This window comes from Shewanella sp. WE21, from assembly GCF_002966515.1.
In the GTDB taxonomy this organism is placed as follows: domain Bacteria; phylum Pseudomonadota; class Gammaproteobacteria; order Enterobacterales; family Shewanellaceae; genus Shewanella; species Shewanella oncorhynchi.
Genome location: NZ_CP023019.1, coordinates 4,533,525 through 4,556,219, shown reverse-complemented (window position 1 = coordinate 4,556,219; position 22,695 = coordinate 4,533,525). Strand labels below are relative to the sequence as shown.

The window sequence follows — 22,695 nt, the reverse complement described above, 5'->3', positions numbered from 1 at the left end:
ACATCATGGTTGGGATTAAGGAGAGTGTCAGTGAGCGCGATTTATAATTTCTGTGCAGGACCTGCAATGTTACCCGCAGCGGTAATGAAAAAAGCACAACAGGAATTACTTGATTGGAATGGCCAAGGCGTTTCCGTGATGGAAATCAGCCACCGAAGTAAAGAGTTCATCGCGCTTACACAACAAGCCGAGTCCGATTTACGTGAACTGATGCAGATCCCCACAAATTACCATGTGCTATTTATGCACGGCGGTGGTCGTGGACAGTTCTCCGCTGTTGTGAATAATTTTTTAGGTAATCATGGCAGAGCTCTGTATTTAGTCAGTGGTCAATGGTCATCTGCCGCATTAGCCGAAGCACAAAAGCTCGTGGGTGAAGCGCAGATTGATAGCTTGAATATTGTTGAAAAACACAATGGACTCAATGCGGTTGTCTTACCTGATTTACATAAAATCGATGCCGATTATCGCTATGTTCACTATTGCCCTAATGAGACAGTAGATGGTATCGAAATTTTTGATGAATTAGACTCACCTTGGCCAATTGTTGCCGATTTATCGTCAACCATTATGTCACGTGAAATCGACGTCAGCCGCTACGGTTTGATTTACGCTGGCGCACAAAAGAACATAGGTCCATCGGGTCTGTCGATAGTGATAGTTCGCGATGACATGTTAACACTGCCGAGTTTACCGCAGTCGTCCATCATGGACTATCGTTTAGCCGTTGAGCATGACTCTATGTTCAACACACCGCCAACCTTTGCTTGGTATCTCGCCGCTGAAGTCTTTGCTTGGCTTAAGTCCATTGGCGGCATTGCGAGTATTGCAAAAATTAATCAACAAAAAGCGCAGATGTTATATCAATGCATTGATGGTAATGCTTTCTACCGTAATGGGGTTGTTGCAGCGAACCGCTCACAAATGAACGTGACTTTCCAATTAGTCAACGAAGCGCTCGATAGTGAGTTCCTAAAGCAAGCCCAAATAGCTGGACTCGTTGCCTTAAAGGGTCATCGTATCGTAGGTGGTATGCGTGCTAGCCTCTATAATGCAATGCCACTCGATGGTGTAGTTGCCTTGGTCAAGTTTATGAATGAGTTTGCAAACAAACATAGCTAGGCTTAGCTGTATTGAGTTACTCATTAGCTTGCGACGCTTAGCGTCTAGAGTTTGCTGCTTGAATATCAACGTTATGCTTATTGAATGTTGATCATCAGTTAGCCATCTCAAGTGAGACATCCCAAAAGCGAATGCTCAAATGCATTCGCTTTTTTGTTAACTTTAATTTATCGACAATGGCGTTAAGCAAGATGACGTTGAGACCAGATGCCTTCAAGAACACTCGTTTTGAGAAAGCCTGTGAGCTGACGCGCATTACTGAGTAAGATGCTGGGTTAGTTGTATGTTATTGTTTATCATGATTAAAAGAACGTATCTTTAAATGCGTGTACACGATAAATCAATAGGATGTCACCGATGGATTTGGCCAAGCTTTCGCGGATTAGTATGAAGCATTTGATCACTTTGCATGTGATGCTCGATACCCTGAGTGTAACCGCCAGCGCCGAACGTTTATGTTTAAGCCCCTCATCCGTCAGTAAAACCTTAAGCCAGCTCAGGGACAGCTTGAACGATGAACTGTTCTATCGTAACGGCAACTCACTGGTAGCAACCCCATTGGCAAGACGATTAGGGCCTAGCGTGCAGCAAATGATCAATGATATGAATCAGATCATGAGTCAGGATGCGTTTAACCCTGCACATTTTGAGGGGCGTTTTTCGCTTGCGATGCGCGAAAGTACCTTTGAGCTGCTGGCCGCCAAGCTCAGCGCCCATATTCTGAGCTTGGCTCCTAATATCCGCCTCGATATTTACAGCAAAGACAATATTGGTTTTGATGGATTGCTTAAAGGTACATTAGACTTTGTGCTGTTACCCCATGATCTGAGTCAACCTAATCCTCTTCAAGACGATCTGGTGTGGGAAACCTTGTTTAGCGATGAAATGATCTGCCTGATGAATTCATCCCATCCCTTGGCTAAACAGCCGCATATCAGCTTCGATGATTACCTGAGTTTTAGCCATATTGGCATTACAGACACAGATCTGAGCACGCCTTTTTTTGATATTTTGCTCGCCCAGCAATCTAAAAAACGTGCCGTCCCCATTTCGGTCCCAGACTTTGGCAGTGCTGCGTTAATGTGCCATCACAGTGAGTTGCTCTTTACCTGCTCGCGCCGCTGGGCATCTATTGCCAGCCAAGCTCAAGGCTTAACGATTAAATCTTTACCCATAGAATATGGCAAAGTGGCTTACAGCCTAGTTTGGCATAGTCAAAGCATGAAAGATCCCGCGCTGCGCTGGCTTTATGAGCAAATTTTGTTTTGCAGTCGTTAAAGGTATATAGAAGGTAACATGAGATTGGTTACGCCTCGCTTTGCAAGGGTTGCGGCTAAGCGTTCAATATCGGCTTGTTTACAGCTTGGCCAATTGAGTGCTGCATCGACAACACCATGATGGTGAAAGGCATTTAACTTAACTCGCGTATCTGGGCCTAGCAGAAGTAAATAGGTCGCTAGTGCTTCTATTTCTTCCTCGTAATCCGTGATGCTTGGAATGTGCAGCAATCTCACCTCATACAGTTTTTGCTGTTTAGCCAATAACTGGATTGATTTGAACACGGCATGGTTATCACGACCGGTAATATACCTATGGGTATCCTGTTGCCACGCTTTAAGATCCACCATAGCGCCATCTAAAAACGGCAGCAGTTTATGCCATCCCGTTAGACTCAAACTGCCATTGGTGTCGAGCATACAAGTCAGGTGTGATAACGGCTTTGTGGCCTTAATCGCTTGAAACAACGCAATAATAAACGGCAGTTGCAGGCTCGCTTCGCCGCCGCTAACCGTAATGCCATTAATAAAGTGACGCTGACTATGGAGAATCGTCAGTATATCCTCAACGGTGTAACGAGTGAGCTTGGGGCTCACTTGTTTTGGGCATACGGCAAGGCAGGTATCGCATTGGCTACAACGCTCACTATCCCATTGAATATGATGCTTATTATTGAGATTTATCAATTTCAGCGCATTTTCAGGGCAGGTGGCGACACAATCGCCACAAGCATCACATAAGCCTATGGTATGTGGGTTATGGCAGTTTTTGCATTGATAGTTGCAGCCCTGCAGGAATAATACGAGCCTGCTGCCAGGCCCGTCGACGCATGAAAAGGGCAATAGCTGACTGACAATAGCGTGTCTATTTAAAGACACAAGGGGAGTGTTCATGGGCGATAACTCGTGCTTGTCGTTGCAATATTCCTGTATTAACCGCAGCTTCTGCGGCTAAGCCTGTGGTATTGAGACGCGAGCCGCACTGTTTAAACGCTTCAATATCTGAGCGTTTTACCATATAGCCAGTCACGCGCATTAAATCGTTAGAGGCGACATTGGCGGTAAACTCCCTAAAACCTAACTCAAGCGCGGCTTTACACAGTTGGAACATAGCTTGAGGATTGGATTTTACGGTTTCATCTATGGTCAAAATATCGCTAATCCCCGCCGTATAATACTGATGATGTTGCGCTAGGGCTTGAATATGGGCGATGGGATTCGGTTCAGTGCCATAGGGGATGCGAACGCCAGGAGTCACATCGTTGTCGATACTAATACCGCCCTGTGAATGCAGTAGTGCCCGCCCATGGTAACCATGCGTGACGGGTGTGGATTTCACTATGGCATCGAGCGTGGCAGAAATACGGTAGCCAAGTTGATTTGCATCTGCCTGATGACCATAGCCAGTGTGTTGATCTCGTTGAGATAACTTCGTTGCATCAGTTGCAGTGAATGTCCGCAGAATATTCACGGCTTCTGCCATGCCGTAAATACCAAACATGGGTGCAAAGCGCGATTCATCAATCAATTGTTCTTTAACTAAAAAGCTGTCAAAGAAGTGTGATTCTTGATGCAAAAATGCCGAGCGAGCGTCAATGAGCTCGAAGGTGAGTGAGCAGTAATTTGGCAATACAGTATCAAAAAAATCGTTTATAGAATTGGCCTTTAACGCCACTTCTTTAAGATTAAGTCGAACTAAAGTATTGGCGCCGCCCGCTAACGGCAACGCGTTGTAGCAACTGACAATACCAAAACCGCACTCATCAAACGCACTGGCATGCAGAGGGTAATTCGCGATATGTGGCTTACTGCACTGACAAATATTGGTGGTCGCAAGTAACAACAATTCATCTGGCGTGACGGCGGGGTCGTACATAAAGGTCAAATTGGGGGCAACTTGTTTTAACTCGGCATCAATGCGCAGTAGGGTGCGGCAAACGATGTTATCTGTAGGGCCAATATTCACATGCATAAAGGCATCGGGCAGGGTTCGGTCGAGCATGATCCAGAACAGTTTTAATTTACGATAAAGGACTTCCGCATCCATTCCTTCAACGAAAGGCATCAAAATGTCATCCAGCTGACCTAAATACACGGGGATATTGGTCACCGATGGCACGTGATGATACAGAATCGTTAAGGCATTGATGGCTTCGTCCAAGTTTTTTGCCGCAGATAACTCTAAGTATTCAGAGCCTTGTTGAAGGTAGCGGGCATAATCTGGCAACACATAGCGTGGTTTAAACGGCGCATGGCCTTCAAACATGTCGCAAATAATACCGTCATTCATCGCCGCTTTTACCTCGGGCGATATCGACATATAGGGCAAACTGGCTTCCGCTTCTAATGCTAAATAGTTGGATTTTTGCTTGGGTGAAAGCAGCGGGTTGGTGACGATTTGCACTAATTTATCTTGTAATAACATGGCTGAACATCCACAAGTTCTATGATGACCACTAATCTACTCAGTGGCGTTGGCTTTAAAAAGTGAAAATAGCCGCAGTCCTGATTAATGAAATGGAAATCCGCCGACTGAGGTCACAATTTGTGGCTTATTGCGATAAAGCCGCGATGTCAAAATCGCTAGAATGTGGTTTTACGATTAAAAATAAATGCTTGAACAGTGAGACGTGGCGTTGCTTGTCATATTGTGAATATGAAACTGAGGTTAATGAACTGTCAAAACTTATCGGGTGGGATGATTGAAAAATTTAACACTTGAGGCGGTAAATGAACTCTGCTGTATTCCTTTATTGAGTGAATACAGCAGAGTGAGCGGTGCAGATAAACTCAGCGGCTTAAAGCACTTTAGCAATCGATTGAGCTAAGTAATCAACGTTATCTTCACTGATCCCAGCAATACTGATGCGGCTTGAACCTACCATATAGATGCTGAATTCTTTTTGTAGGCGCGCCACTTGCTCTGGAGCCACCCCAAGGAAAGAGAACATACCTTTTTGGCGGGCGATAAAGCTAAAGTCACGGTTTACGCCGTTGGCTTTAAGTTTATCCACTAAAATGGCGCGGTTGCCGTTGATGCGATCGCGCATCACTTTCAGCTCATCAAGCCATTCTTGGGTTAATTCTTTTGATCCTAAAATCGTCTCAACAATCGCTGCGCCATGGGCAGGTGGCATAGAGTAGAGGCAGCGAACCACATAAAGCAGTACAGATTGCGCGACATTGGCGGTATTGGCATCTTTGGCAATCACAGAACATGAACCAATACGCTCACGGTACAAACCGAAGTTTTTCGAGCATGAGCTGCACAGGATCATATTATCGACCGCTGCCGCCATATGACGCACGCCGTAGGCATCAATATCCACGCCATCACCAAAGCCTTGGTAGGCCATGTCAATCAGTGGCGTAAAGCCTTGCTCTTTTGTCAGGGCAACCACTTTATCCCATTGCTCTGTGGTTAAATCCATTCCGCTTGGGTTATGGCAACAGGCGTGGAATAACACCACATCATCAGGATTTACTTGCGATAATGCAGCAAGCATCTCATCAAATTTCAATGATTTGCTATCGTAGTCATAGTAAGGATAGGTTTTAACAGTAATACCAGCTGCTTCGAATAAACCGATATGGTTTGCCCAAGTTGGATCGCTTACCCATAACACGGCATTCGGGTTGCAGCGTTTGATAAAGTCACCCGCCACGCGCAGCGCGCCTGTACCACCGGGTGTTGAAACGGTGCGGATACGGTTAGCGATAATGGCACTGTGGCCAGCACCAAAGGCTAATTCCGTCATCAAGGTGTTGAATTGTGGTGAGCCTGTTGGGCCGATATACACTTTGGTGGTCTCGGTATCGAGACGGAATTTTTCCGCTTTTTTCACGCAGCTTAGAATAGGGGTAACGCCTGTAGGATCTTTATAAACGCCAACACCTAAATCCACTTTTTGTGGGTGAGAGTCTTCGCGGTACTGAGTTAACAAGCCAAGGATGGGGTCCGCTGGCATTGCGATGAGTGAGTTAAACATAGCTCCATCTACCTTTCTGGTTATAGTGCAAACGTGATTGTTCGTATCAGATATGCGTTATTTATCGTTTAAAGGGTAGAATAGCGCGGAAAGGTAAAGTAATTAAAGTGAAAACTGTGATTACACGCCAGTTATCTTGGCAAAAAAGCCTGCCAAAAATACGGTTAAATCATAAATTAACCGCTTAAATTTTGCGTTTTTGTTATTTTTACACTGATCTCAGCAAATAATCTGACCAAAATGCCATTTTTCTCGAAAAAACGGTTGAATCCTTAGCGACAATCGGTAATTTTATAACGACGAAGCACCAACAAGGCCCCAATCTCCTTTTATTTGTAATCTTAACTTGACGCGCTGTAGCGTGAAGTTGCCATTTTGCGTATTCAGTCCGCGTGATCGTGATGATGACGCCCTATAGAGAAAGAAGATTTATTCATGAAGCAATTACGTCTTGAACCTGTTGTGCAAGTCCACGGTGAAATCAATATTCCGGGCTCAAAAAGTATTTCAAATCGAGCCTTATTATTGGCCACCTTAGCCCAAGGTACGACCACGCTCACCAATCTGCTCGATTCAGATGATATCCGCCACATGCTGGCCTCCCTCAAGCAGTTAGGGGTTAACTACCGTTTATCGCAAAACAATACTGTGTGTGAACTCGATGGTTTAGGTGGTGTGATTTCCTCAGCATCCGCGCAGGAATTGTTTTTAGGCAATGCGGGTACCGCAATGCGCCCCTTATGCGCCGCCTTAACCTTAGGCCAAGGTGAATTTACCCTCACGGGCGAACCACGTATGGAAGAGCGTCCGATTGGCGATTTAGTCGATGCCTTAAGGCAACTCGGTGCCAATATTGTTTATCTTAAAAATGACGGTTTCCCGCCACTGACGATTAATGCCACTGGCCTTAATGGCGGTGATGTTGAAATTGCAGGCGATTTATCGAGCCAGTTTTTAACGGCTTTGTTGATGGTGGCGCCGCTTGCTAAGGGCAGCGTCAATATCCATGTCAAAGGTGAGTTAGTCTCTAAGCCTTATATCGATATTACTATCGCTTTGATGGCGCAGTTCGGCGTTAACGTCATTAACCATGACTACGCGCGTTTTGAGATTGTTGCAGGCCAGCGTTATATATCACCAGGTAAAGTACTGGTAGAAGGCGATGCGTCATCGGCATCATATTTCCTCGCGGCTGGGGCGATTAAGGGCGGCGAAGTCAAAGTCACGGGTGTGGGTCGTTTGAGTATCCAAGGCGATGTAAAATTTGCCGATGTGCTCGAAAAAATGGGCGCAGATATCGAGTGGGGCGATGACTATATTATTGCCCGCGGCTCCCAATTAACGGCCGTCGACTTAGATATGAACCATATTCCCGATGCGGCCATGACCATTGCAACGGCCGCATTATTTGCTAAAGGCACGACGGTTATTCGCAATATCTATAACTGGCGTATTAAAGAAACCGACCGGTTAGCGGCTATGGCAACTGAACTGCGAAAAGTGGGCGCCGAGGTTGAAGAGGGCAATGACTACATTAAAATCACCCCGCCAGCCGTGATTAACACCGCTGAAATTGATACCTACAATGATCACCGCATGGCCATGTGCTTTTCTATGCTGGCATTTGCCGATTGCGGTATCACCATCAATGATCCTGACTGTACTTCTAAAACATTCCCTGACTACTTTAAGCAGTTTGCGAGCCTGCAAGGCTAAGTCTGTTTGTTTCGTCATTGTTACAACCATCGATGTCAAGAATTGTAAGCCGTATTTGTGCGGCTTCTATTCTTCATAAAAAATCCACGGATTTTGTTTGTCTTTTGTTGTACAATGCGGCGCGCTCATTTTCGGGGGCTCACTTGATGAACTCACGGATGATGGTTATTTTTTGCGGAGGAATGTATGTCTGAACGGGCTCCTGTAGTCACAATCGACGGCCCAAGTGGTGCTGGCAAAGGTACAATTAGTCAATTATTGGCTCAGCATCTAGGTTGGCAACTACTTGATAGTGGTGCCATTTACCGAGTTCTTGCGCTTGCAGCAATTCATCATAACGTTGAACTGGAAAATGAAGAGTCTATCACGTTGTTAGCGGCACATCTGGATGTGAAGTTTCTAACAGGCAATGATAAAGATCCGGTTCAAGTGATATTGGAAGGTGAAGACGTCACCAACGACATTCGCACCCAAGAGTGCTCGAATGCCGCTTCAAAAGTCGCTGCCTTTCCACGGGTGAGAGAAGCCTTATTACGTCGCCAACGGGCCTTTAAAACGGCGCCAGGATTAATTGCCGATGGTCGTGACATGGGAACAGTGGTTTTCCCAAGTGCGCCGGCAAAATTATATTTAACCGCCTCAGCTGAAGAGCGTGCCCAAAGACGCTATAATCAGTTGCAGGACAAGGGCTTCGATGTTAATATCGAGCGCCTTTTAAGTGAAATTATCGAACGTGATGACCGCGATATGAATCGTCCGGTGGCTCCTTTAGTCCCCGCCGATGACGCGCTCATTATCGATACTAGCGGTAAGGGTATTGATGAAGTGCTAGCGCTTGCGCTTAACTTTATCAACCAAAAATTATCCGGCACTAACTAAGTTAGTCCACCGGATAGGTATTCGTATTAAGGATGATACGGATAATTTGACTGACTCCACGTCTAGGACGGACAGTGGTTTAATAAAGAAAGTAACCTAAACATGACTGAATCTTTTGCTGATCTATTTGAACAATCCCTTCAAACTCTGGAATTCCGTCCAGGCTCTATCGTTCGTGGTACTGTTGTATCAATCAAAAACGGTATGGTACTGGTTGACGCGGGTCTGAAGTCTGAAAGCCCAATCCCAGCTGAACAATTCAAAAATGCTCAAGGCGTTTTAGAAATTCAAGTTGGCGATGAAGTTGACGTAGCTCTTGACTCTGTTGAAGACGGCTTCGGTGAGACTCAACTGTCTCGCGAAAAAGCGAAACGTCATGAAGCTTGGATCGTTCTGGAAAAAGCTTATGAAGATGCTGAAACTGTAATCGGTATCATCAATGGTAAAGTTAAAGGCGGTTTCACTGTTGAATTAAACGGTATCCGTGCCTTCTTACCAGGTTCTCTAGTTGACGTGCGCCCAGTTCGCGACACCGCTCACTTAGAGTACAAAGAATTAGAATTCAAAGTTATCAAGCTAGACCAGAAGCGTAACAACGTTGTTGTTTCTCGTCGTGCAGTTATCGAATCAGAAAGCAGCGCTGAGCGTGATGCACTGTTAGAAAACCTGCAAGAAGGTCAAGCAGTTAAGGGTATCGTTAAGAACCTGACTGACTACGGTGCATTCGTAGATTTAGGTGGTGTTGACGGTCTGCTACATATCACAGATATGGCGTGGAAACGTGTTAAACATCCATCAGAAATCGTCAATGTTGGCGATGAAATCAACGTTAAAGTACTGAAGTACGATCGTGAGCGCACTCGTGTGTCTCTAGGTCTGAAACAACTTGGCGAAGATCCATGGTTAGAAATCAGCAAACGCTACCCAGAAAACACACGTTTAACTGGTCGCGTTACTAACCTAACTGACTACGGTTGCTTCGTAGAAATCGAAGAAGGCGTTGAAGGTCTGGTTCACGTTTCTGAAATGGATTGGACTAACAAGAACATTCACCCATCTAAAGTGGTTAACTTAGGTGATGAAGTTGAAGTTCTGGTTCTGGACATCGATGAAGAGCGTCGTCGTATTTCTCTAGGTCTGAAACAATGTAAGACCAATCCATGGGATGACTTCGCAACTCGTTACAACAAAGGCGACAAGGTTTCTGGTAAGATCAAGTCAATCACTGACTTCGGTATCTTTATCGGTCTTGACGGCGGTATCGATGGTCTAGTTCACCTGTCTGACATTTCTTGGAACGGTACTGGCGAAGACGCAGTTTCTGAATACAAGAAAGGCGATGAAATCCATGCAGTGGTTCTGTCTGTAGATCCAGAGCGTGAGCGCATCAGCTTAGGTGTTAAGCAAACTGAAGATGATCCATTCAACGCATACTTGGCTGACAAGAAGAAAGGTACTATCGTAAACGGTACTGTTTCTGCTGTTGATGCTAAAGGTGTGACTGTTGAACTGGCTGACACTGTTGAAGGTTACATCCGTGTAGCTGACATTTCACGTGAGCGTATCGAAGATGCATCTACTGTCTATAATGTAGGTGATGCAATCGAAGCTAAGTTCATGGGTGTTGACCGTAAGAACCGCTCTATCAGCCTGTCAATCAAAGCGAAAGACGAAGCTGAAGAGAAAGAAGTAATGGCGACTCTGAACAAACAAGATGACGCTGTTATTAGCAATGCAATGGCTGAAGCGTTTAAAGCAGCTCGTAAATAATCGCCTGTTGTTTGGGGAGACATCTCTCCCCATTAGGCGACTGTGTTTGGCTTGATAATAGGGGATAGCTAGGATGACGAAATCTGAACTTATCGAAAAACTCGCCACCAGGCAGTCGCAGCTGTCGGCGAAAGAGGTTGAAGGCGCAATCAAAGAAATGTTGGAGCAAATGGCAACAACATTAGAAAGCGGTGATCGTATTGAGATCCGTGGCTTTGGTAGTTTCTCGCTTCACTATCGTGCACCGCGGACTGGCCGTAATCCAAAGACTGGTTCATCAGTCGATTTGGAAGGTAAATACGTCCCGCACTTTAAGCCAGGCAAAGAACTGCGCGAGCGTGTTGACGCCGTTAATGTGTGATTGACCGCATAGTAAAAAGCCTCCGTTAGGAGGCTTTTTTGTATCTATTGCAAGGCAATGCTGGTCAGCTTAGTAAATTTCTTGGATAATCATTAAATTGAAACGCGTTTAGGGAGTGCAGCGTGAAATCATTTGTAGCAACTGTGCTTGTGGCACTGTTATTTATTCTGGCGTTGATTTTTGGCGCGCGTAACGAACAAGTGGTGACCATCAGCTATTTTGTCGCACAGGGTGAATATCGTTTACCTGTTGTCTTAGCGATTGTCTTTTTTGCTGGTTTTATTTTGAGTTGGTTATTTGCTAGCTACTATATTGTTCGCTTGAAATTAAGTTTAGCGGCAACTAAAAAGAAACTAAATCAAGTGATCGCTAAAATCCCTCAGGATGTAGACGCCTAATATGCTTGAGATCCTCTTTCTGTTGCTTCCCATTGCTGCCGCCTATGGTTGGTATATGGGGCGACGGAGCATAAGGCAGAATCAAAGTAATCAACGTAAACAATTGAGCCGGGATTATTTTACTGGCCTCAATTTCTTACTGTCGAACGAATCGGATAAAGCCGTCGATTTGTTTATCAGTATGCTAGATGTTGACGATGAAACCATAGATACCCATCTGTCACTCGGTTCGCTGTTCCGTAAGCGAGGCGAGGTCGACCGCTCTATTCGTATCCATCAAAATTTAATCGCGCGGCCTACATTAACCAATGAGCAGCGTGACATCGCTATGATGGAGCTGGGTAAAGATTATCTAGCAGCAGGTTTTTACGACAGAGCTGAAGAAATCTTTATTAACTTGGTCAGCCAAGACGATCACAGTGAAGAATCTGAAACACAGCTGATTGCTATCTATCAAGTGATTAAAGAGTGGCAAAAAGCCATTGATATCACTAAGCGTTTGAGTCGTAAACGTCAGCAAGTTTTAAAGCCGTTAACGGCGCATTTCTATTGCCAGTTAGCCGATGAAGCCAGTGATGATGCGCAGAAAATTAAACTGCTACAGCAAGCGCTGAAGCAAGATCCCCAATGCGGTCGTGCATTATTGACCCTAGCGAAAAAATTCCTCGATATTCAAGATTATGCCCAGTGTAAGCAAATGCTGCTGCAACTGAAAAAAGCCGATATCGAGCTTTTTGCCGATGCGATTCCAACGGCCAAACAAGTTTATCGCGACACGCAAGATAAAGAAGGTTTTCAAGAATTACTCGCGGGCGCCATGGCCGATGGCGCTGGAGCTTCTGTGGTGGTCGCCTTAGCGCAGCACATGATAAGTCTTGATGAGATTAAAGCGGCAGAGACCATAGTGCTCGATGCGTTATATCGCCATCCGACCATGAAAGGTTTTCAGCACTTGATGCAGATGCATTTGCGCCAAGCCGAAGAAGGGCAAGCTAAGCAAAGTTTAACTATGCTAGAGCAGCTCGTTGAACAACAAATTAAATTCCGTCCGAGTTACCGTTGTAAGGAGTGTGGTTTTCCTTCCCATGCGCTTTACTGGCATTGTCCTTCCTGTAAAAACTGGGGCAGCATTAAACGGATCCGAGGCCTAGACGGCGAATAATCTATTAGAAGAATACACAGTTTGTGTAACCCCGTTGGAGAGATGATGACGACTAAACCTATCCTCGTAGCGCTTGATTACGATAATAAAAACCATGCTTTACAACTGATAGAAAAACTCGATCCCAACATGTGCCGCCTTAAAGTTGGCAAAGAAATGTTTACCTTGTTTGGCCCGCAACTGGTGAAAGATATCCATGATCGTGGTTTTGATTTATTCCTTGATTTGAAATTTCACGATATTCCCAATACTGTCGCCAAAGCCGTGGCCGCTGCTGCTGAGCTGGGCGTATGGATGACGAACGTACATGCCAGCGGTGGCTTCGCCATGATGGAAGCGGCCAAAAAGGCCTTGCTGCCATACGGCGACAAAGCGCCTATGCTGATCGCGGTCACGGTATTAACCTCGATGAGTGATGACGATCTTAAATTACTCGGCATCAATGTGCCTGCGTTTGAGCATGTGCAACGTTTGGCGAAGCTCACGCAGCAAGCGGGACTCGATGGCGTGGTGTGTTCCGCCCAAGAAGCGACAGCCTTGAAATCACTGTTAGGTCAGGATTTCAAGCTCGTGACGCCTGGGATCCGCCCAGTTGGCAGTGATGCTGGCGATCAACATCGCGTGATGACGCCACCTCAAGCGATAGCAGCGGGTTCTGATTACCTAGTGATTGGCCGCCCAATCACCAAAGCCGCCGATCCGTTAGCGGCATTGCAAGCGATTCACCAATCATTGGCATAGACGCCACACTAGCCGTCTAAAGCGCGGTTTGAAAGCCGTTTGACCGTCGTTTAAATAAAAAAGGCTTGGAATCGCTTGTTGGTATCCTTGATATGATGGATAAAAATTGAAATAGTATCTTGAATGACAGCATAGAATAATGAATCACACCCTGAGTGCATATCTCACTGTTCACGGAGAACGCCCATGTTTAATGCTACGATGTTTAACTATCAAGGTAAGAATGTTGTCGTTGTTGGTGGTACCAGTGGGATAAATCTCGCGATTGCCATTGCGTTCGCACAGGCTGGCGCAAATGTGGCCGTTGCGAGCCGCAGTCAAGATAAAATCGATACCGCGGTATTGCAGTTGCAACAGGCCAATCCTGACGGTATTCATTTGGGTGTGAGTTTTGATGTGCGCGATCTTAGCGCCCTTGAAGTCGGTTTTGATAAAATCGCTTCTGAGTTTGGTTTTATCGATGTGCTGGTAAGCGGCGCGGCGGGGAATTTCCCTGCCAGCGCCGCAAAGCTTTCGGCCAATGGTTTTAAGTCGGTGATGGACATTGATTTGCTCGGCAGTTTTCAAGTGCTAAAGCAGGCTTATCCTTTGCTGCGTCGCCCCAATGGCAATATTATCCAGATTTCGGCGCCGCAGGCTTCGATCGCTATGCCAATGCAAGTTCATGTGTGTGCGGCTAAAGCGGGTGTGGATATGCTGACGCGAACTTTAGCGTTAGAGTGGGGCTGTGAGGGGCTGAGAATTAATTCGATTATGCCAGGCCCCATAGCTAACACTGAAGGCTTTAATCGCCTTGCACCCAGCGCCGCATTACAGCAAAAGGTTGCCCAATCCGTTCCGCTAAAACGCAACGGCGCAGGTCAGGATATCGCCAATGCCGCGCTATTCTTAGGCTCTGAATTAGCTTCCTATATTACGGGAGTTGTGCTGCCGGTTGATGGCGGTTGGTCACTTGGCGGCGCCAGTATAGCGATGACAGAGCTTGGCGAACTGGCCGCAAAAATGTAGTTTGGTTTTAGATTATTGATATTCAAAATCGAGAACTTTGATTTTATAGAAATTAAGCAGGTAATGATCCATGGCTAATGCATTACAAGAGCAGCTACTCAAAGCAGGGCTTGCCAGTAAACAAAAGGTTCGCGACGTTAAGACTCAAAAACGCCGTGACAAAAAATCACGAGTTGATGATGGCTCAAGTGCTTTTAAGCAAGAAGTGGCCGAGCAAAAACGGTTGCAGGCGCAAAAAGATAAAGTGCTAAATGAGCAACGTTTTGCTGAGGCATCTGAGCGTGGACAGGTGCGCGGTTTAATCACAGAGTTCACTAAGTCTGCGATTAAGATCCCAGCTTATGCTGAAGTGAAATTTAACTATACTCTTGATAATAAAATTTATTCTTTATACATAGATGAAAAACTGCAGGCAGAATTGCTTAAAGGGCAGTTAGGCATAGTGCGTTACGAAGATAAGAGTTACTTAGTACCACATAAGTTAGCCGAGCGAGTGAAACTGCTGGTGCCGCAGTGGTGTGGTTATCTGTGGCAACAGGATGAATCTAAAGCTGTGGTCGTTGAAGATGATCCCTATGCAGATTACGCAATTCCTGATGATTTAATGTGGTAATTGCCACAAGCCTGTGACCTAACGCTAAGACAATCCTGTTGTAAAGCTTATAAAATAGAGACCCTTAAGTTCAAGCTTAAGGGTTTTTTTATGGGTTAAATTTATATTTAGCTCGCACACTCGCATACTTTTATATTATTCACAGCTGTATTTGTAATGAGATTGTTTTCTACAGTGAACTGGTATAAATTAAAACAACTGTTTTAATCCTACGTTTAAGAGTCTACCAATGAATCCTTACCAAGCCCCGTTGACGGATATGCGTTTCCTACTGGAACAGGTATTTGATGCCCCAAACACTTGGGCACAATTGCCTGAGATTGCTGAAATGGTCGATATCGACACGGCCAATGCTATTTTGGAAGAAGCAGCCAAGATCAGCTGTGAGTTGATCCATCCGCTGAACCGGACGGGCGATGAGCAGGGCGTGTTGCATCAAGACAATCAAGTGATTACCCCTGATGGCTATAAAGCCGTTTATGAGCAGTATTCCCAGGGCGGTTGGATTGGTTTGTGTGGCGATCCTGAATTTGGTGGCATGGGGATGCCGAAGATGCTGGGGATCTTAGTCGACGAAATGGCTTACAGTGCTTGTAATGCGTTTACGCTTTATGGCTCGTTAACCGCGGGGGCGGCTTTATGTATCAATGCCCACGGCAGCGAAGAATTGAAACAAGCTTATTTGCCTAAGTTATATTCCGGCGAATGGGCGGGTGCTATGGATATGACGGAGCCGCAAGCGGGTTCTGATCTGCGTAATATTCGCACTCGAGCTTTACTGCAGGATGATGGCAGTTATGCCATCACGGGCAGCAAGATTTTTATCACGGGTGGCGATCATGATTTAACTGAAAACGTTATCCATTTAGTGCTTGCTAAGCTGCCGGATAGTAAAGGGATTTCACTCTTCCTGGTACCTAAGATATCGGTGAATGCCGATGGCAGCTTAGCCAATGCCAATGGTGTATCAGTGGGGTCTATCGAGCATAAGATGGGCCTTAAAGGTTCTGCGACCTGTGTGATGAACTTTGATAATGCCCAAGGCTTCTTGATTGGTGAGCCTAATCGTGGCCTCGTATGCATGTTCACTATGATGAACTATGAGCGTTTAGCGATTGGTATTCAAGGGCTTGGCAGTGCGCAGGCGGCGTACCAGATGGCGGCCGATTATGCTAAAGAGCGTAATCAAGGCATCGCCGCTGGCGGCTCATCGACGGGCAGTGATTCTGATCCCATTATTGTCCATGGCGATGTGCGCCGTATGTTGTTGACCATTCGTGCGATGACAGAAGCGGGCCGTGCTTTGTCTGTGTTTACAGGACAACAGCTGGATTTAGCAAAATATGCCCAAGATGAGGTTAAGGCTAAAGCGGCGCGTTATGTGGGTTTATTAACGCCAGTGGCGAAAGCATTTTTAACCGATCGGGGTCTAGATGCGACTATCATGGCGCAACAAGTCTTTGGTGGACATGGTTATATTCGTGAAACAGGTATTGAGCAATTAGTTCGTGATACCCGTATCGCTCAGATTTATGAAGGCACCAATGGCATTCAAGCCATCGATTTCCTCGGTCGTAAAGTCACTGGCGATAACTTAGCCGCATTAAATGAATTTGTGGCTGACTTGAAGGCACAAATGCGCGCATTTACTCACGTTGATGCGGTGAAAGTGGCGGCAGTATGTGCACGTTTAGATGCCTTGGTCATAGTTGCCGAGTCAGTTAATGATCGCAAAGTGGCTCAGCCTGCACTTATTAATGCGTGTGCGGTCGACTTTTTAGATGCCTTTGGTTACACCCTGTATGGTTTCTACTGGTTGGCTATGGTCGATAAGGTCGCGGATCATGAAGATAAAGCTTTTGCCGAGCAGAAAGTCTATTTGGCTAAGTTCTATTTTGATAAGTTATTGCCAAAAGCGGATTACCATATCGCTCAAGTCAGAGCTGGTGATGCGACGACTATGGCGATGCCTGCGGAGTTGTTTTAACAAGGCTTCGGTATATTCGTTTAGATAAAAACTGAAAAAGCACTGATGACTCAGTGCTTTTTTGTGCAAGTTTTTTACTCTGTAGCAGTTAATTAATGACTCTAGTGAGCCGCAGTATTCACAGTCGCAGTGGTTGATGACGGTTGCAGCACTGAAATCAATTGTTTAAGAAACTCGGCATTGAATGAGGGTTTATGTTGATTTTTCAATTCAGGACTCATGCCATTCTCAAGGATTACAAACAAGGTATCGTTATGCTGGGGCAAACGGATAAAGCCCGCTAAGTTAGACACGCCTTGCATCGAGCCTGTTTTAGCAAAAATTTGCTGTTTAAGCGGCGGCTTGTTGTAGCCCATACGATATCTTAAGGTGCCGCTGATCCCTGCCTGTGGCAGACTCGTGATTAACGGACTAAAGCGGCTATCTTGGTGGATTAGCGCCAACACCGCGGCTAACTGCTTGGCATTGAGTAAGTTATAGCGTGACAATCCTGAACCATCCACAATATTGGCGTTACTCAAATCTATGTCTAAATTCGTTAAAATTCGCTGCATGGCAGCGGCACCATTGGTAAAGCTGCCTTGGGTCTTAAAATAACTTTTACCAAGTTGCTTAAAAAGGCTATCGGCAATCAAATTATCTGACTTGAGCAGCATAGTCTCGAGCAGCTCAGGTAAGGGCGCCGAGCTATGGCTGGCAATTAGTTTTGCCTTTTGGGGTAAGCTAGTGCCGAGTTGTACTTTACCCGCAAGAGACATCTCGCCTTTAAGTAGAGAGGTGAGGTTATCTTGGGCAAATTTGAACGGATCGCTGACCGCAATCGCCAGTGGTATCGCCTCACCGCCAGGATAACAGCCGCGTAAATGGTAGTTATTTTGACCTAATCTGACCATATCAAGTTGGCAAAATTCGCGGCTCGCCTTTTGATCAAACACCGCATCGCTGCTGATTTTAACTCCATAACTCCCCGCGCGCAGACTTACCTGTGAAGGGGTGCTGGTAGAGCTTGGGCTAAACTGACCATAGACACAGTTTTGATTGATAATATAGCTAGATACAGGCGCAGCAAAACAAATACCTAAGTCATCCCATACCCAACCGGGAGCTTGCAATTGTTCCTGTTTATCGCCGAGCAAATACAGATGTCCATCAATGCGATTAATGCCTTGTTTTACGAGATTGGCAAAAATGGCCTTGAGATCGGCTTGAGTGAGCGTGGGATCGCCACTAAAACGCAGATAAGCACTGCCTGCGATATGGCCCTTGCGTATCGGTGCATCTGTCCATAATTCCGTGACATAACGAAAATCAGGCCCAAGCTGAGCCATAGCACTGACTGCCGTGAGCAGCTTTTGGGTACTGGCTGGAATAAACAAGGTCTCAGCTTGTTGGCTATAGATCACTTGATTGTTCGACATATCCATTGCCAGCAAGGCGATTTGTGAATGTCGAGGGCTGATCTTGCTGATTGCTTGGCTAAGCGAAGTGGTTTGAGCACTTATCGGCCTAGAATCATGTTGCTCTGCATAGGCCATATTATGACTTGCGGCTAGGAGCAGGCCGGCATATAGAGTGGTTTTCAGTAACGTTTCCATGTTAGCTATTGGCCATTTTTATCAAAACATCATTAAGATTAGGTTGGTATTGTGTGCGGTTAATCCTCACTGCTGCCGTCATCCTTTTCCATCAAGCGATATAAACGTAGGGTAACAAACAATACTAGCCCAATAAACAACGGCAGGATGAGTAACCCTAACTGGGTTTTAAAATGGAAAATACCCCAAGCAAACAGCAATGTCAGTGCTAACGTTAGCAGAATTTTTTTGTTCATAGTCTTAATCTTGTATCGTGTGGTCTAATCGCAAATAGGCGGTTTAGTTTACGCTAAATCACTGGATTCGGGGTGAATGAAATGGGTTTGAAGATTATTTTGTGATTTGGCAGACATTTTGGGTGCAGTTTAGTGAAATTTGGACTGATTTGTAGCGTTAAGAATCACCCTATTTAGGGGCAACATATTGTGTGGACGGGCAAATAATGCCGAGAATACTCGCCGTAAAATGCGATTTCAAGCAAGGCTAAATGAAGAAGATTTTTAGGTAAATCGGTGCACTGAAGTGGAATAAAATCGCGTGAGGTCAAATTACCAGCAAAACCGTTAGGTTTAACAAGACTTTTGGGAGAAAAGTCTTGCCGAGACGAGGTGAAGTCGGTAATTTCTACCCCTTACGATTTTAGGTTCTTAGGTAACAACTAAACCATGCCACATATTAGTATGCGCGGCTTACCACAAGCGGTCGTTGCAGCGTTCAGCCAAACATTACTGCAGTCATTGGCGGATATATGTAAAGGTAATGCAGAGAGTTTCACATTAGATTGGATCCCAAGCATCAGTTTTCGAAATGGAAAAATTGATCAACGCTTTGTCCAAGTTGAGTTACTCTGGTTCCCTAAGGACCCTGATATACATCTTAAAGTAGAACAAACGATCAGGTTGGCAGTGACAGAGGCCTATCCAGAGTTAACACATATTGCTGTGATGTTTTTATCACTGAACCCCAGTGCTTCCTATCGGGGTGGTCAGCATGTTTAAAGGAGGATGCCTTGCTAGATAAGCTTGGTGGAATAGCCGTTCAACCCGAGGCTTTAACGTGGTTGCTCACGCCATGCCGTTTCAAGGCAGAATTACTCGCTCGTATTGTGAGCGCCAAGCACAGTATTTATATTGCGGCGCTGTATTTAGAAGATGACGAAGCGGGTCGTGAGATATTACAAACCCTCATGGATGCCAAAGCAGCAAATCCAACGCTTGATATCAAAGTGTTAGTCGATTTTCACCGTGCGAGACGTGGCTTGATTGGCCATAAAGGTGATAGCGGTAACTATTTGATGTACCGTAGAGTTATGGCTGAAGCCGAACATCCCATCGATATCTTAGGTGTACCCGTCAAATCCCGTGAATTTATGGGTGTGTTGCACCTTAAGGGATTTATTATCGATGATGCCGTGATTTATAGCGGTGCCAGTCTCAATAATATCTATTTGCAACAACACGATAAGTACCGTTTCGATCGTTATCACTTGATTGAGTCTGCCGAATTAGCGCGTAGTATGCGCGCGATGATCCAGAAAAATATCATTTCTGATCCAGCTGTGTGTTCATTAACGCAAGATGCCGAGCAAGAAGTGCTACCACCAAAGACGGATATGCGTAGCTTTAAGCTGAGACTGTCTGATGCTGAGTATCAGTTTAAGGAGACCCGTGATGGCAATCGCATCACGCCGTTACTTGGGCTAGGACGTAAGAAAAACTTGCTCAATAAAGTGGTTGTCGCCTTGGTGGAAGAGTCAAAAGACTCGCTGTTTATTTGCACACCCTATTTCAATCCGCCGTACATTTTAGTGCGCGCTTTAGCGAAGCATTTACGCAATGGCAAACGCATCGATATCGTTGTGGGCGACAAGACGGCTAACGATTTTTATATTCCGCCTGAGCAGGATTTCTCGACCATAGGTGCCTTACCCTATATGTATGAGCAATCATTGCGTAAGTTCGCTAAACGCCAACAGTGGGCGATTGATAATGGTCAGTTGAATATCCATCTGTGGAAACACGGCATCAACAGTTATCACCTCAAGGGCATCAGTGCTGACGGTAATAAGCATTTGATCACAGGCTCTAATCTGAATCCAAGAGCTTGGGCGCTGGATCTTGAGAATGGTTTGTTGATCCAAGATGAAATTGGCTGCTGGAAAGCTCAGTTTGAAGCCGAGCAGGCACATATTCTGGAACACACACAGCGGTTATATCACTACAGCCAAGTGGATACTTTACAGAGCTATCCTGCGCCAGTGAAGAAGATCATGACTAGAATTCGTCGCCTTAAAGCTGATTTTTTACTGCGTCGCATTCTGTAACGATTAAAGCTATCGAAGCTATAAATTAATCGGTATTTTTTATTTATTACAGTGTGTTATCGATTTAAAAAGCCCACAACAATGTGGGCTTTTTATTGACTGACGGTAATAGATTTAGCTTAAACCAAGAATTGTCGCTTCAAATCATATGCATTAAATCTGTGGCATTAAATTCTGGTGAGTATCATTTTGATCTTTGGCGTAATACAGAGACAGAATCACTAAAACTACCATTACAGCACTCAATAAACCTATGCTTAACTGGCCGCCCATAGGCACTAAAGACATAGTTAATGCGGCAAGTCCGGCACCAAAATTTTGTAATCCCCCCAGTAATGCGCCCGCAATCCCCGCCTGACGTGGAAATGGTTCTAACGCAGCAGATGTTAGGGTAGGGAACAGCATGCCTGCGCCACTGAAGAATAAAATCGATCCAATAAGTAAACTCCAGCCAACCACTAAATTAAAAAGACCTGGGATCAACATAAATAATGCGCCAGCACCGAGTAACGCAACACCTTGGTAAACAACCCTTTGTGGCTTATTTTGTCGGCCAGCGATGAGTGCCCCCAGTAAGTAGCCAGGAATTGGCGCAACAAAATAACAACTGACCATAAAAGGTGTCAGTCCGAGATATTGGCCATAGAGTACGCCAGCAATGGCTTCAAAAGCGGCAATACCGGCAAAGGTTGCGATCAATGAAAATAAATAAGCGCGAAACGCTCTATGGCGTAGGACATGCTTATAGGATTTGAAAACGGCTTGATGTTCCCGTTGCGCCTTAGGTAAAGACTCTTTAAAGAGGAATATTAACAACAGCCAGACCATGACACCGAATACCGCTAATACCCAGTATACGGCTTGCCAGCCGAAATAGGCTGCACTGGCGCTGCCGATAAATGGTGCAAGCAAAGGTAAAAACACCACAGCCATAGAGACATAGCTATTAAATTTTACCAGTCGGTCGCCAAAGTAATGATCGCGGGGAATGCTCCGGCATAATGCGCCTGCGCTGGCTGTGCCTAATCCTTGGATAAGGCTCGCCATTATCAGTTGGTTAAAACTTGTGGCCTTCGCCGCGAACACAGCGCCTAGAACGAAAATTGCGATACCCACGATGAGTGGCATTTTACGGCCAACGCGATCTGACACTGGGCCATACACAAATTGAAACATCCCGTAGGAGAGTAAGTAACAGGCCATCACGGCTTGTAGTTGGCTGGCGTCCACATGGAGCCCGAGTGCGATTTGTGGAAGGGCAGGTACAAAAATCGTCTGCGCCATTTGGCCACTGGCGACCATAAAGACAATCATTAACAGTAGGCTAGACTGACTCGCCGCTGGAGCGACATCGTGATGAATAGGAGAATGTGGCGTGCCTGACATGATATTCCCGAAAAAGGTCACTTAAGGTATTTGTGCGCATCTTACTCCCTAAAATCGTAACTTCAAGTGTCAATCATATTGATTTAACGAAATAATTTTTAATGTGATACATAAGTTTTTATCCTGATTTTAAGCTGTAAAGCTAAACTTACGATAGGTTATTTGTCTGTTAACTAGGTCGATGAGTTGCAAATGAATTAACGCAAGGATTAACTCTGTGGTGCATCTTTTCTTACAAGCCGCCATGAGAAAAGAGAGATTGCAAGGAAACTGTGAGTTAGCAGCAAGGTGTCAGCCATAAATCAGTAGCGACAAGAATATTGTTAAGAAAAAGGAGATAGCACCAATATACTTATCTCCTCTATCCT

General features: G+C 45.3%; 20 protein-coding genes. 14 read left to right on the top strand and 6 right to left on the bottom strand.

The features are described from left to right. Positions 1 to 30: 30 nt before the first annotated feature. Positions 31 to 1,122, top strand: coding sequence for a 3-phosphoserine/phosphohydroxythreonine transaminase (serC, locus tag CKQ84_RS20385; protein ID WP_105252556.1), 1,092 nt, complete (start codon positions 31 to 33; stop codon positions 1,120 to 1,122). A 357-nt stretch (positions 1,123 to 1,479) separates the two neighbouring features. Further along, complete coding sequence (locus CKQ84_RS20380) at positions 1,480 to 2,400, top strand: LysR family transcriptional regulator (protein ID WP_105252555.1); 921 nt, start codon at positions 1,480 to 1,482, stop codon at positions 2,398 to 2,400. Here CKQ84_RS20380 and CKQ84_RS20375 read toward each other — a convergent pair. The 3 genes from CKQ84_RS20375 to CKQ84_RS20360 form a co-directional block, all read right to left on the bottom strand. Then, the gene (locus CKQ84_RS20375) at positions 2,397 to 3,293 is read right to left on the bottom strand and encodes a YjjW family glycine radical enzyme activase (RefSeq protein WP_173913201.1); all 897 of its coding nucleotides are present in this window, start codon (positions 3,291 to 3,293) and stop codon (positions 2,397 to 2,399) included. The two genes, CKQ84_RS20380 and CKQ84_RS20375, sit on opposite strands and share 4 nt — an antisense overlap. Further along, positions 3,265 to 4,824, bottom strand: coding sequence for a YjjI family glycine radical enzyme (locus CKQ84_RS20370; RefSeq protein ID WP_105252554.1), 1,560 nt, complete (start codon positions 4,822 to 4,824; stop codon positions 3,265 to 3,267). Before CKQ84_RS20370 ends, CKQ84_RS20375 begins: the two co-directional genes overlap by 29 nt. A 373-nt stretch (positions 4,825 to 5,197) precedes the next feature. After that, on the bottom strand, positions 5,198 to 6,388 hold the full coding sequence (locus CKQ84_RS20360; RefSeq protein ID WP_105252552.1) for an amino acid aminotransferase: 1,191 nt from the start codon (positions 6,386 to 6,388) through the stop codon (positions 5,198 to 5,200). Positions 6,389 to 6,823: 435 nt separating this feature from the next. Here CKQ84_RS20360 and aroA point away from each other — a divergent pair, with 435 nt between their 5' ends. From aroA to CKQ84_RS20310, 10 genes are all read left to right on the top strand, one after another. Beyond that, complete coding sequence (gene aroA / locus CKQ84_RS20355) at positions 6,824 to 8,104, top strand: 3-phosphoshikimate 1-carboxyvinyltransferase (protein WP_105252551.1); 1,281 nt, start codon at positions 6,824 to 6,826, stop codon at positions 8,102 to 8,104. Positions 8,105 to 8,290: 186 nt separating this feature from the next. Further along, positions 8,291 to 8,983 carry a (d)CMP kinase gene (gene cmk / locus CKQ84_RS20350; RefSeq protein WP_028759874.1) on the top strand — a complete coding sequence of 231 codons (693 nt, stop codon included), beginning with the start codon at positions 8,291 to 8,293 and terminating at the stop codon, positions 8,981 to 8,983. Positions 8,984 to 9,085: 102 nt separating this feature from the next. Further along, the gene (rpsA, locus tag CKQ84_RS20345) at positions 9,086 to 10,753 is read left to right on the top strand and encodes a 30S ribosomal protein S1 (RefSeq protein WP_028759875.1); all 1,668 of its coding nucleotides are present in this window, start codon (positions 9,086 to 9,088) and stop codon (positions 10,751 to 10,753) included. A 73-nt stretch (positions 10,754 to 10,826) separates the two neighbouring features. Continuing rightward, positions 10,827 to 11,114, top strand: coding sequence for an integration host factor subunit beta (gene ihfB / locus CKQ84_RS20340; RefSeq protein ID WP_006081718.1), 288 nt, complete (start codon positions 10,827 to 10,829; stop codon positions 11,112 to 11,114). Between the two features lie 122 nt (positions 11,115 to 11,236). Further along, on the top strand, positions 11,237 to 11,512 hold the full coding sequence (locus CKQ84_RS20335; protein WP_028759876.1) for a LapA family protein: 276 nt from the start codon (positions 11,237 to 11,239) through the stop codon (positions 11,510 to 11,512). Between the two features lies 1 nt (position 11,513). Next, the gene (lapB, locus tag CKQ84_RS20330; RefSeq protein ID WP_105252550.1) at positions 11,514 to 12,674 is read left to right on the top strand and encodes a lipopolysaccharide assembly protein LapB; all 1,161 of its coding nucleotides are present in this window, start codon (positions 11,514 to 11,516) and stop codon (positions 12,672 to 12,674) included. A 45-nt stretch (positions 12,675 to 12,719) separates the two neighbouring features. Further along, positions 12,720 to 13,415 carry an orotidine-5'-phosphate decarboxylase gene (gene pyrF, locus CKQ84_RS20325; protein WP_105252549.1) on the top strand — a complete coding sequence of 232 codons (696 nt, stop codon included), beginning with the start codon at positions 12,720 to 12,722 and terminating at the stop codon, positions 13,413 to 13,415. A gap of 186 nt (positions 13,416 to 13,601) precedes the next feature. Then, a complete protein-coding gene (locus tag CKQ84_RS20320; protein ID WP_105252548.1) occupies positions 13,602 to 14,423 on the top strand; it encodes an SDR family oxidoreductase in 822 nt (273 codons plus the stop codon). A 70-nt stretch (positions 14,424 to 14,493) separates the two neighbouring features. Next, positions 14,494 to 15,036 (top strand): DUF2058 domain-containing protein, encoded by a 543-nt coding sequence (locus tag CKQ84_RS20315; RefSeq protein WP_006086757.1) that lies wholly within the window; start codon positions 14,494 to 14,496, stop codon positions 15,034 to 15,036. Positions 15,037 to 15,265: 229 nt separating this feature from the next. Continuing rightward, positions 15,266 to 17,023: an acyl-CoA dehydrogenase family protein gene (locus CKQ84_RS20310; RefSeq protein ID WP_105252547.1), complete on the top strand. Its 1,758-nt coding sequence runs from the start codon at positions 15,266 to 15,268 to the stop codon at positions 17,021 to 17,023. Between the two features lie 101 nt (positions 17,024 to 17,124). Here the strand turns inward: CKQ84_RS20310 and dacB are convergent, their stop codons facing one another. Both dacB and CKQ84_RS20300 read right to left on the bottom strand, forming a co-directional pair. Next, positions 17,125 to 18,618, bottom strand: coding sequence for a D-alanyl-D-alanine carboxypeptidase/D-alanyl-D-alanine-endopeptidase (gene dacB / locus CKQ84_RS20305; protein ID WP_105252546.1), 1,494 nt, complete (start codon positions 18,616 to 18,618; stop codon positions 17,125 to 17,127). 59 nt (positions 18,619 to 18,677) lie between these two features. Continuing rightward, positions 18,678 to 18,854, bottom strand: a complete 177-nt coding sequence (locus CKQ84_RS20300; RefSeq protein ID WP_006081710.1) for a hypothetical protein — start codon at positions 18,852 to 18,854, stop codon at positions 18,678 to 18,680. A gap of 429 nt (positions 18,855 to 19,283) precedes the next feature. On the opposite strand from CKQ84_RS20300, the gene CKQ84_RS20295 reads away from it, so the two are divergent. Beyond that, positions 19,284 to 19,616 (top strand): DUF1904 domain-containing protein, encoded by a 333-nt coding sequence (locus CKQ84_RS20295; protein ID WP_028759882.1) that lies wholly within the window; start codon positions 19,284 to 19,286, stop codon positions 19,614 to 19,616. Between the two features lie 11 nt (positions 19,617 to 19,627). Further along, a complete protein-coding gene (pssA, locus tag CKQ84_RS20290) occupies positions 19,628 to 20,941 on the top strand; it encodes a CDP-diacylglycerol--serine O-phosphatidyltransferase (RefSeq protein WP_105252545.1) in 1,314 nt (437 codons plus the stop codon). A 153-nt stretch (positions 20,942 to 21,094) separates the two neighbouring features. Here the strand turns inward: pssA and emrD are convergent, their stop codons facing one another. Beyond that, positions 21,095 to 22,327: a multidrug efflux MFS transporter EmrD gene (gene emrD / locus CKQ84_RS20285; protein ID WP_105252544.1), complete on the bottom strand. Its 1,233-nt coding sequence runs from the start codon at positions 22,325 to 22,327 to the stop codon at positions 21,095 to 21,097. Between the last annotated feature and the right edge of the window lie 368 nt (positions 22,328 to 22,695).

Bases quoted from the DNA above. Each gene is read 5' to 3' on its own strand.
- CKQ84_RS20370 (WP_105252554.1), bottom strand. From the start codon at position 4,824: ATGTTATTACAAGATAAATTAGTGCAAATCGTCACCAACCCGCTGCTT.
- dacB (WP_105252546.1), bottom strand. From the start codon at position 18,618: ATGGAAACGTTACTGAAAACCACTCTATATGCCGGCCTGCTCCTAGCC.
- rpsA (WP_028759875.1), top strand. From the start codon at position 9,086: ATGACTGAATCTTTTGCTGATCTATTTGAACAATCCCTTCAAACTCTG.
- CKQ84_RS20320 (WP_105252548.1), top strand. From the start codon at position 13,602: ATGTTTAATGCTACGATGTTTAACTATCAAGGTAAGAATGTTGTCGTT.
- CKQ84_RS20310 (WP_105252547.1), top strand. From the start codon at position 15,266: ATGAATCCTTACCAAGCCCCGTTGACGGATATGCGTTTCCTACTGGAA.
- CKQ84_RS20360 (WP_105252552.1), bottom strand. From the start codon at position 6,388: ATGTTTAACTCACTCATCGCAATGCCAGCGGACCCCATCCTTGGCTTG.
- CKQ84_RS20375 (WP_173913201.1), bottom strand. From the start codon at position 3,293: ATGAACACTCCCCTTGTGTCTTTAAATAGACACGCTATTGTCAGTCAG.
- CKQ84_RS20295 (WP_028759882.1), top strand. From the start codon at position 19,284: ATGCCACATATTAGTATGCGCGGCTTACCACAAGCGGTCGTTGCAGCG.
- CKQ84_RS20300 (WP_006081710.1), bottom strand. From the start codon at position 18,854: ATGAACAAAAAAATTCTGCTAACGTTAGCACTGACATTGCTGTTTGCT.
- cmk (WP_028759874.1), top strand. From the start codon at position 8,291: ATGTCTGAACGGGCTCCTGTAGTCACAATCGACGGCCCAAGTGGTGCT.
- CKQ84_RS20380 (WP_105252555.1), top strand. From the start codon at position 1,480: ATGGATTTGGCCAAGCTTTCGCGGATTAGTATGAAGCATTTGATCACT.
- CKQ84_RS20315 (WP_006086757.1), top strand. From the start codon at position 14,494: ATGGCTAATGCATTACAAGAGCAGCTACTCAAAGCAGGGCTTGCCAGT.
- lapB (WP_105252550.1), top strand. From the start codon at position 11,514: ATGCTTGAGATCCTCTTTCTGTTGCTTCCCATTGCTGCCGCCTATGGT.
- emrD (WP_105252544.1), bottom strand. From the start codon at position 22,327: ATGTCAGGCACGCCACATTCTCCTATTCATCACGATGTCGCTCCAGCG.
- ihfB (WP_006081718.1), top strand. From the start codon at position 10,827: ATGACGAAATCTGAACTTATCGAAAAACTCGCCACCAGGCAGTCGCAG.
- aroA (WP_105252551.1), top strand. From the start codon at position 6,824: ATGAAGCAATTACGTCTTGAACCTGTTGTGCAAGTCCACGGTGAAATC.
- pyrF (WP_105252549.1), top strand. From the start codon at position 12,720: ATGACGACTAAACCTATCCTCGTAGCGCTTGATTACGATAATAAAAAC.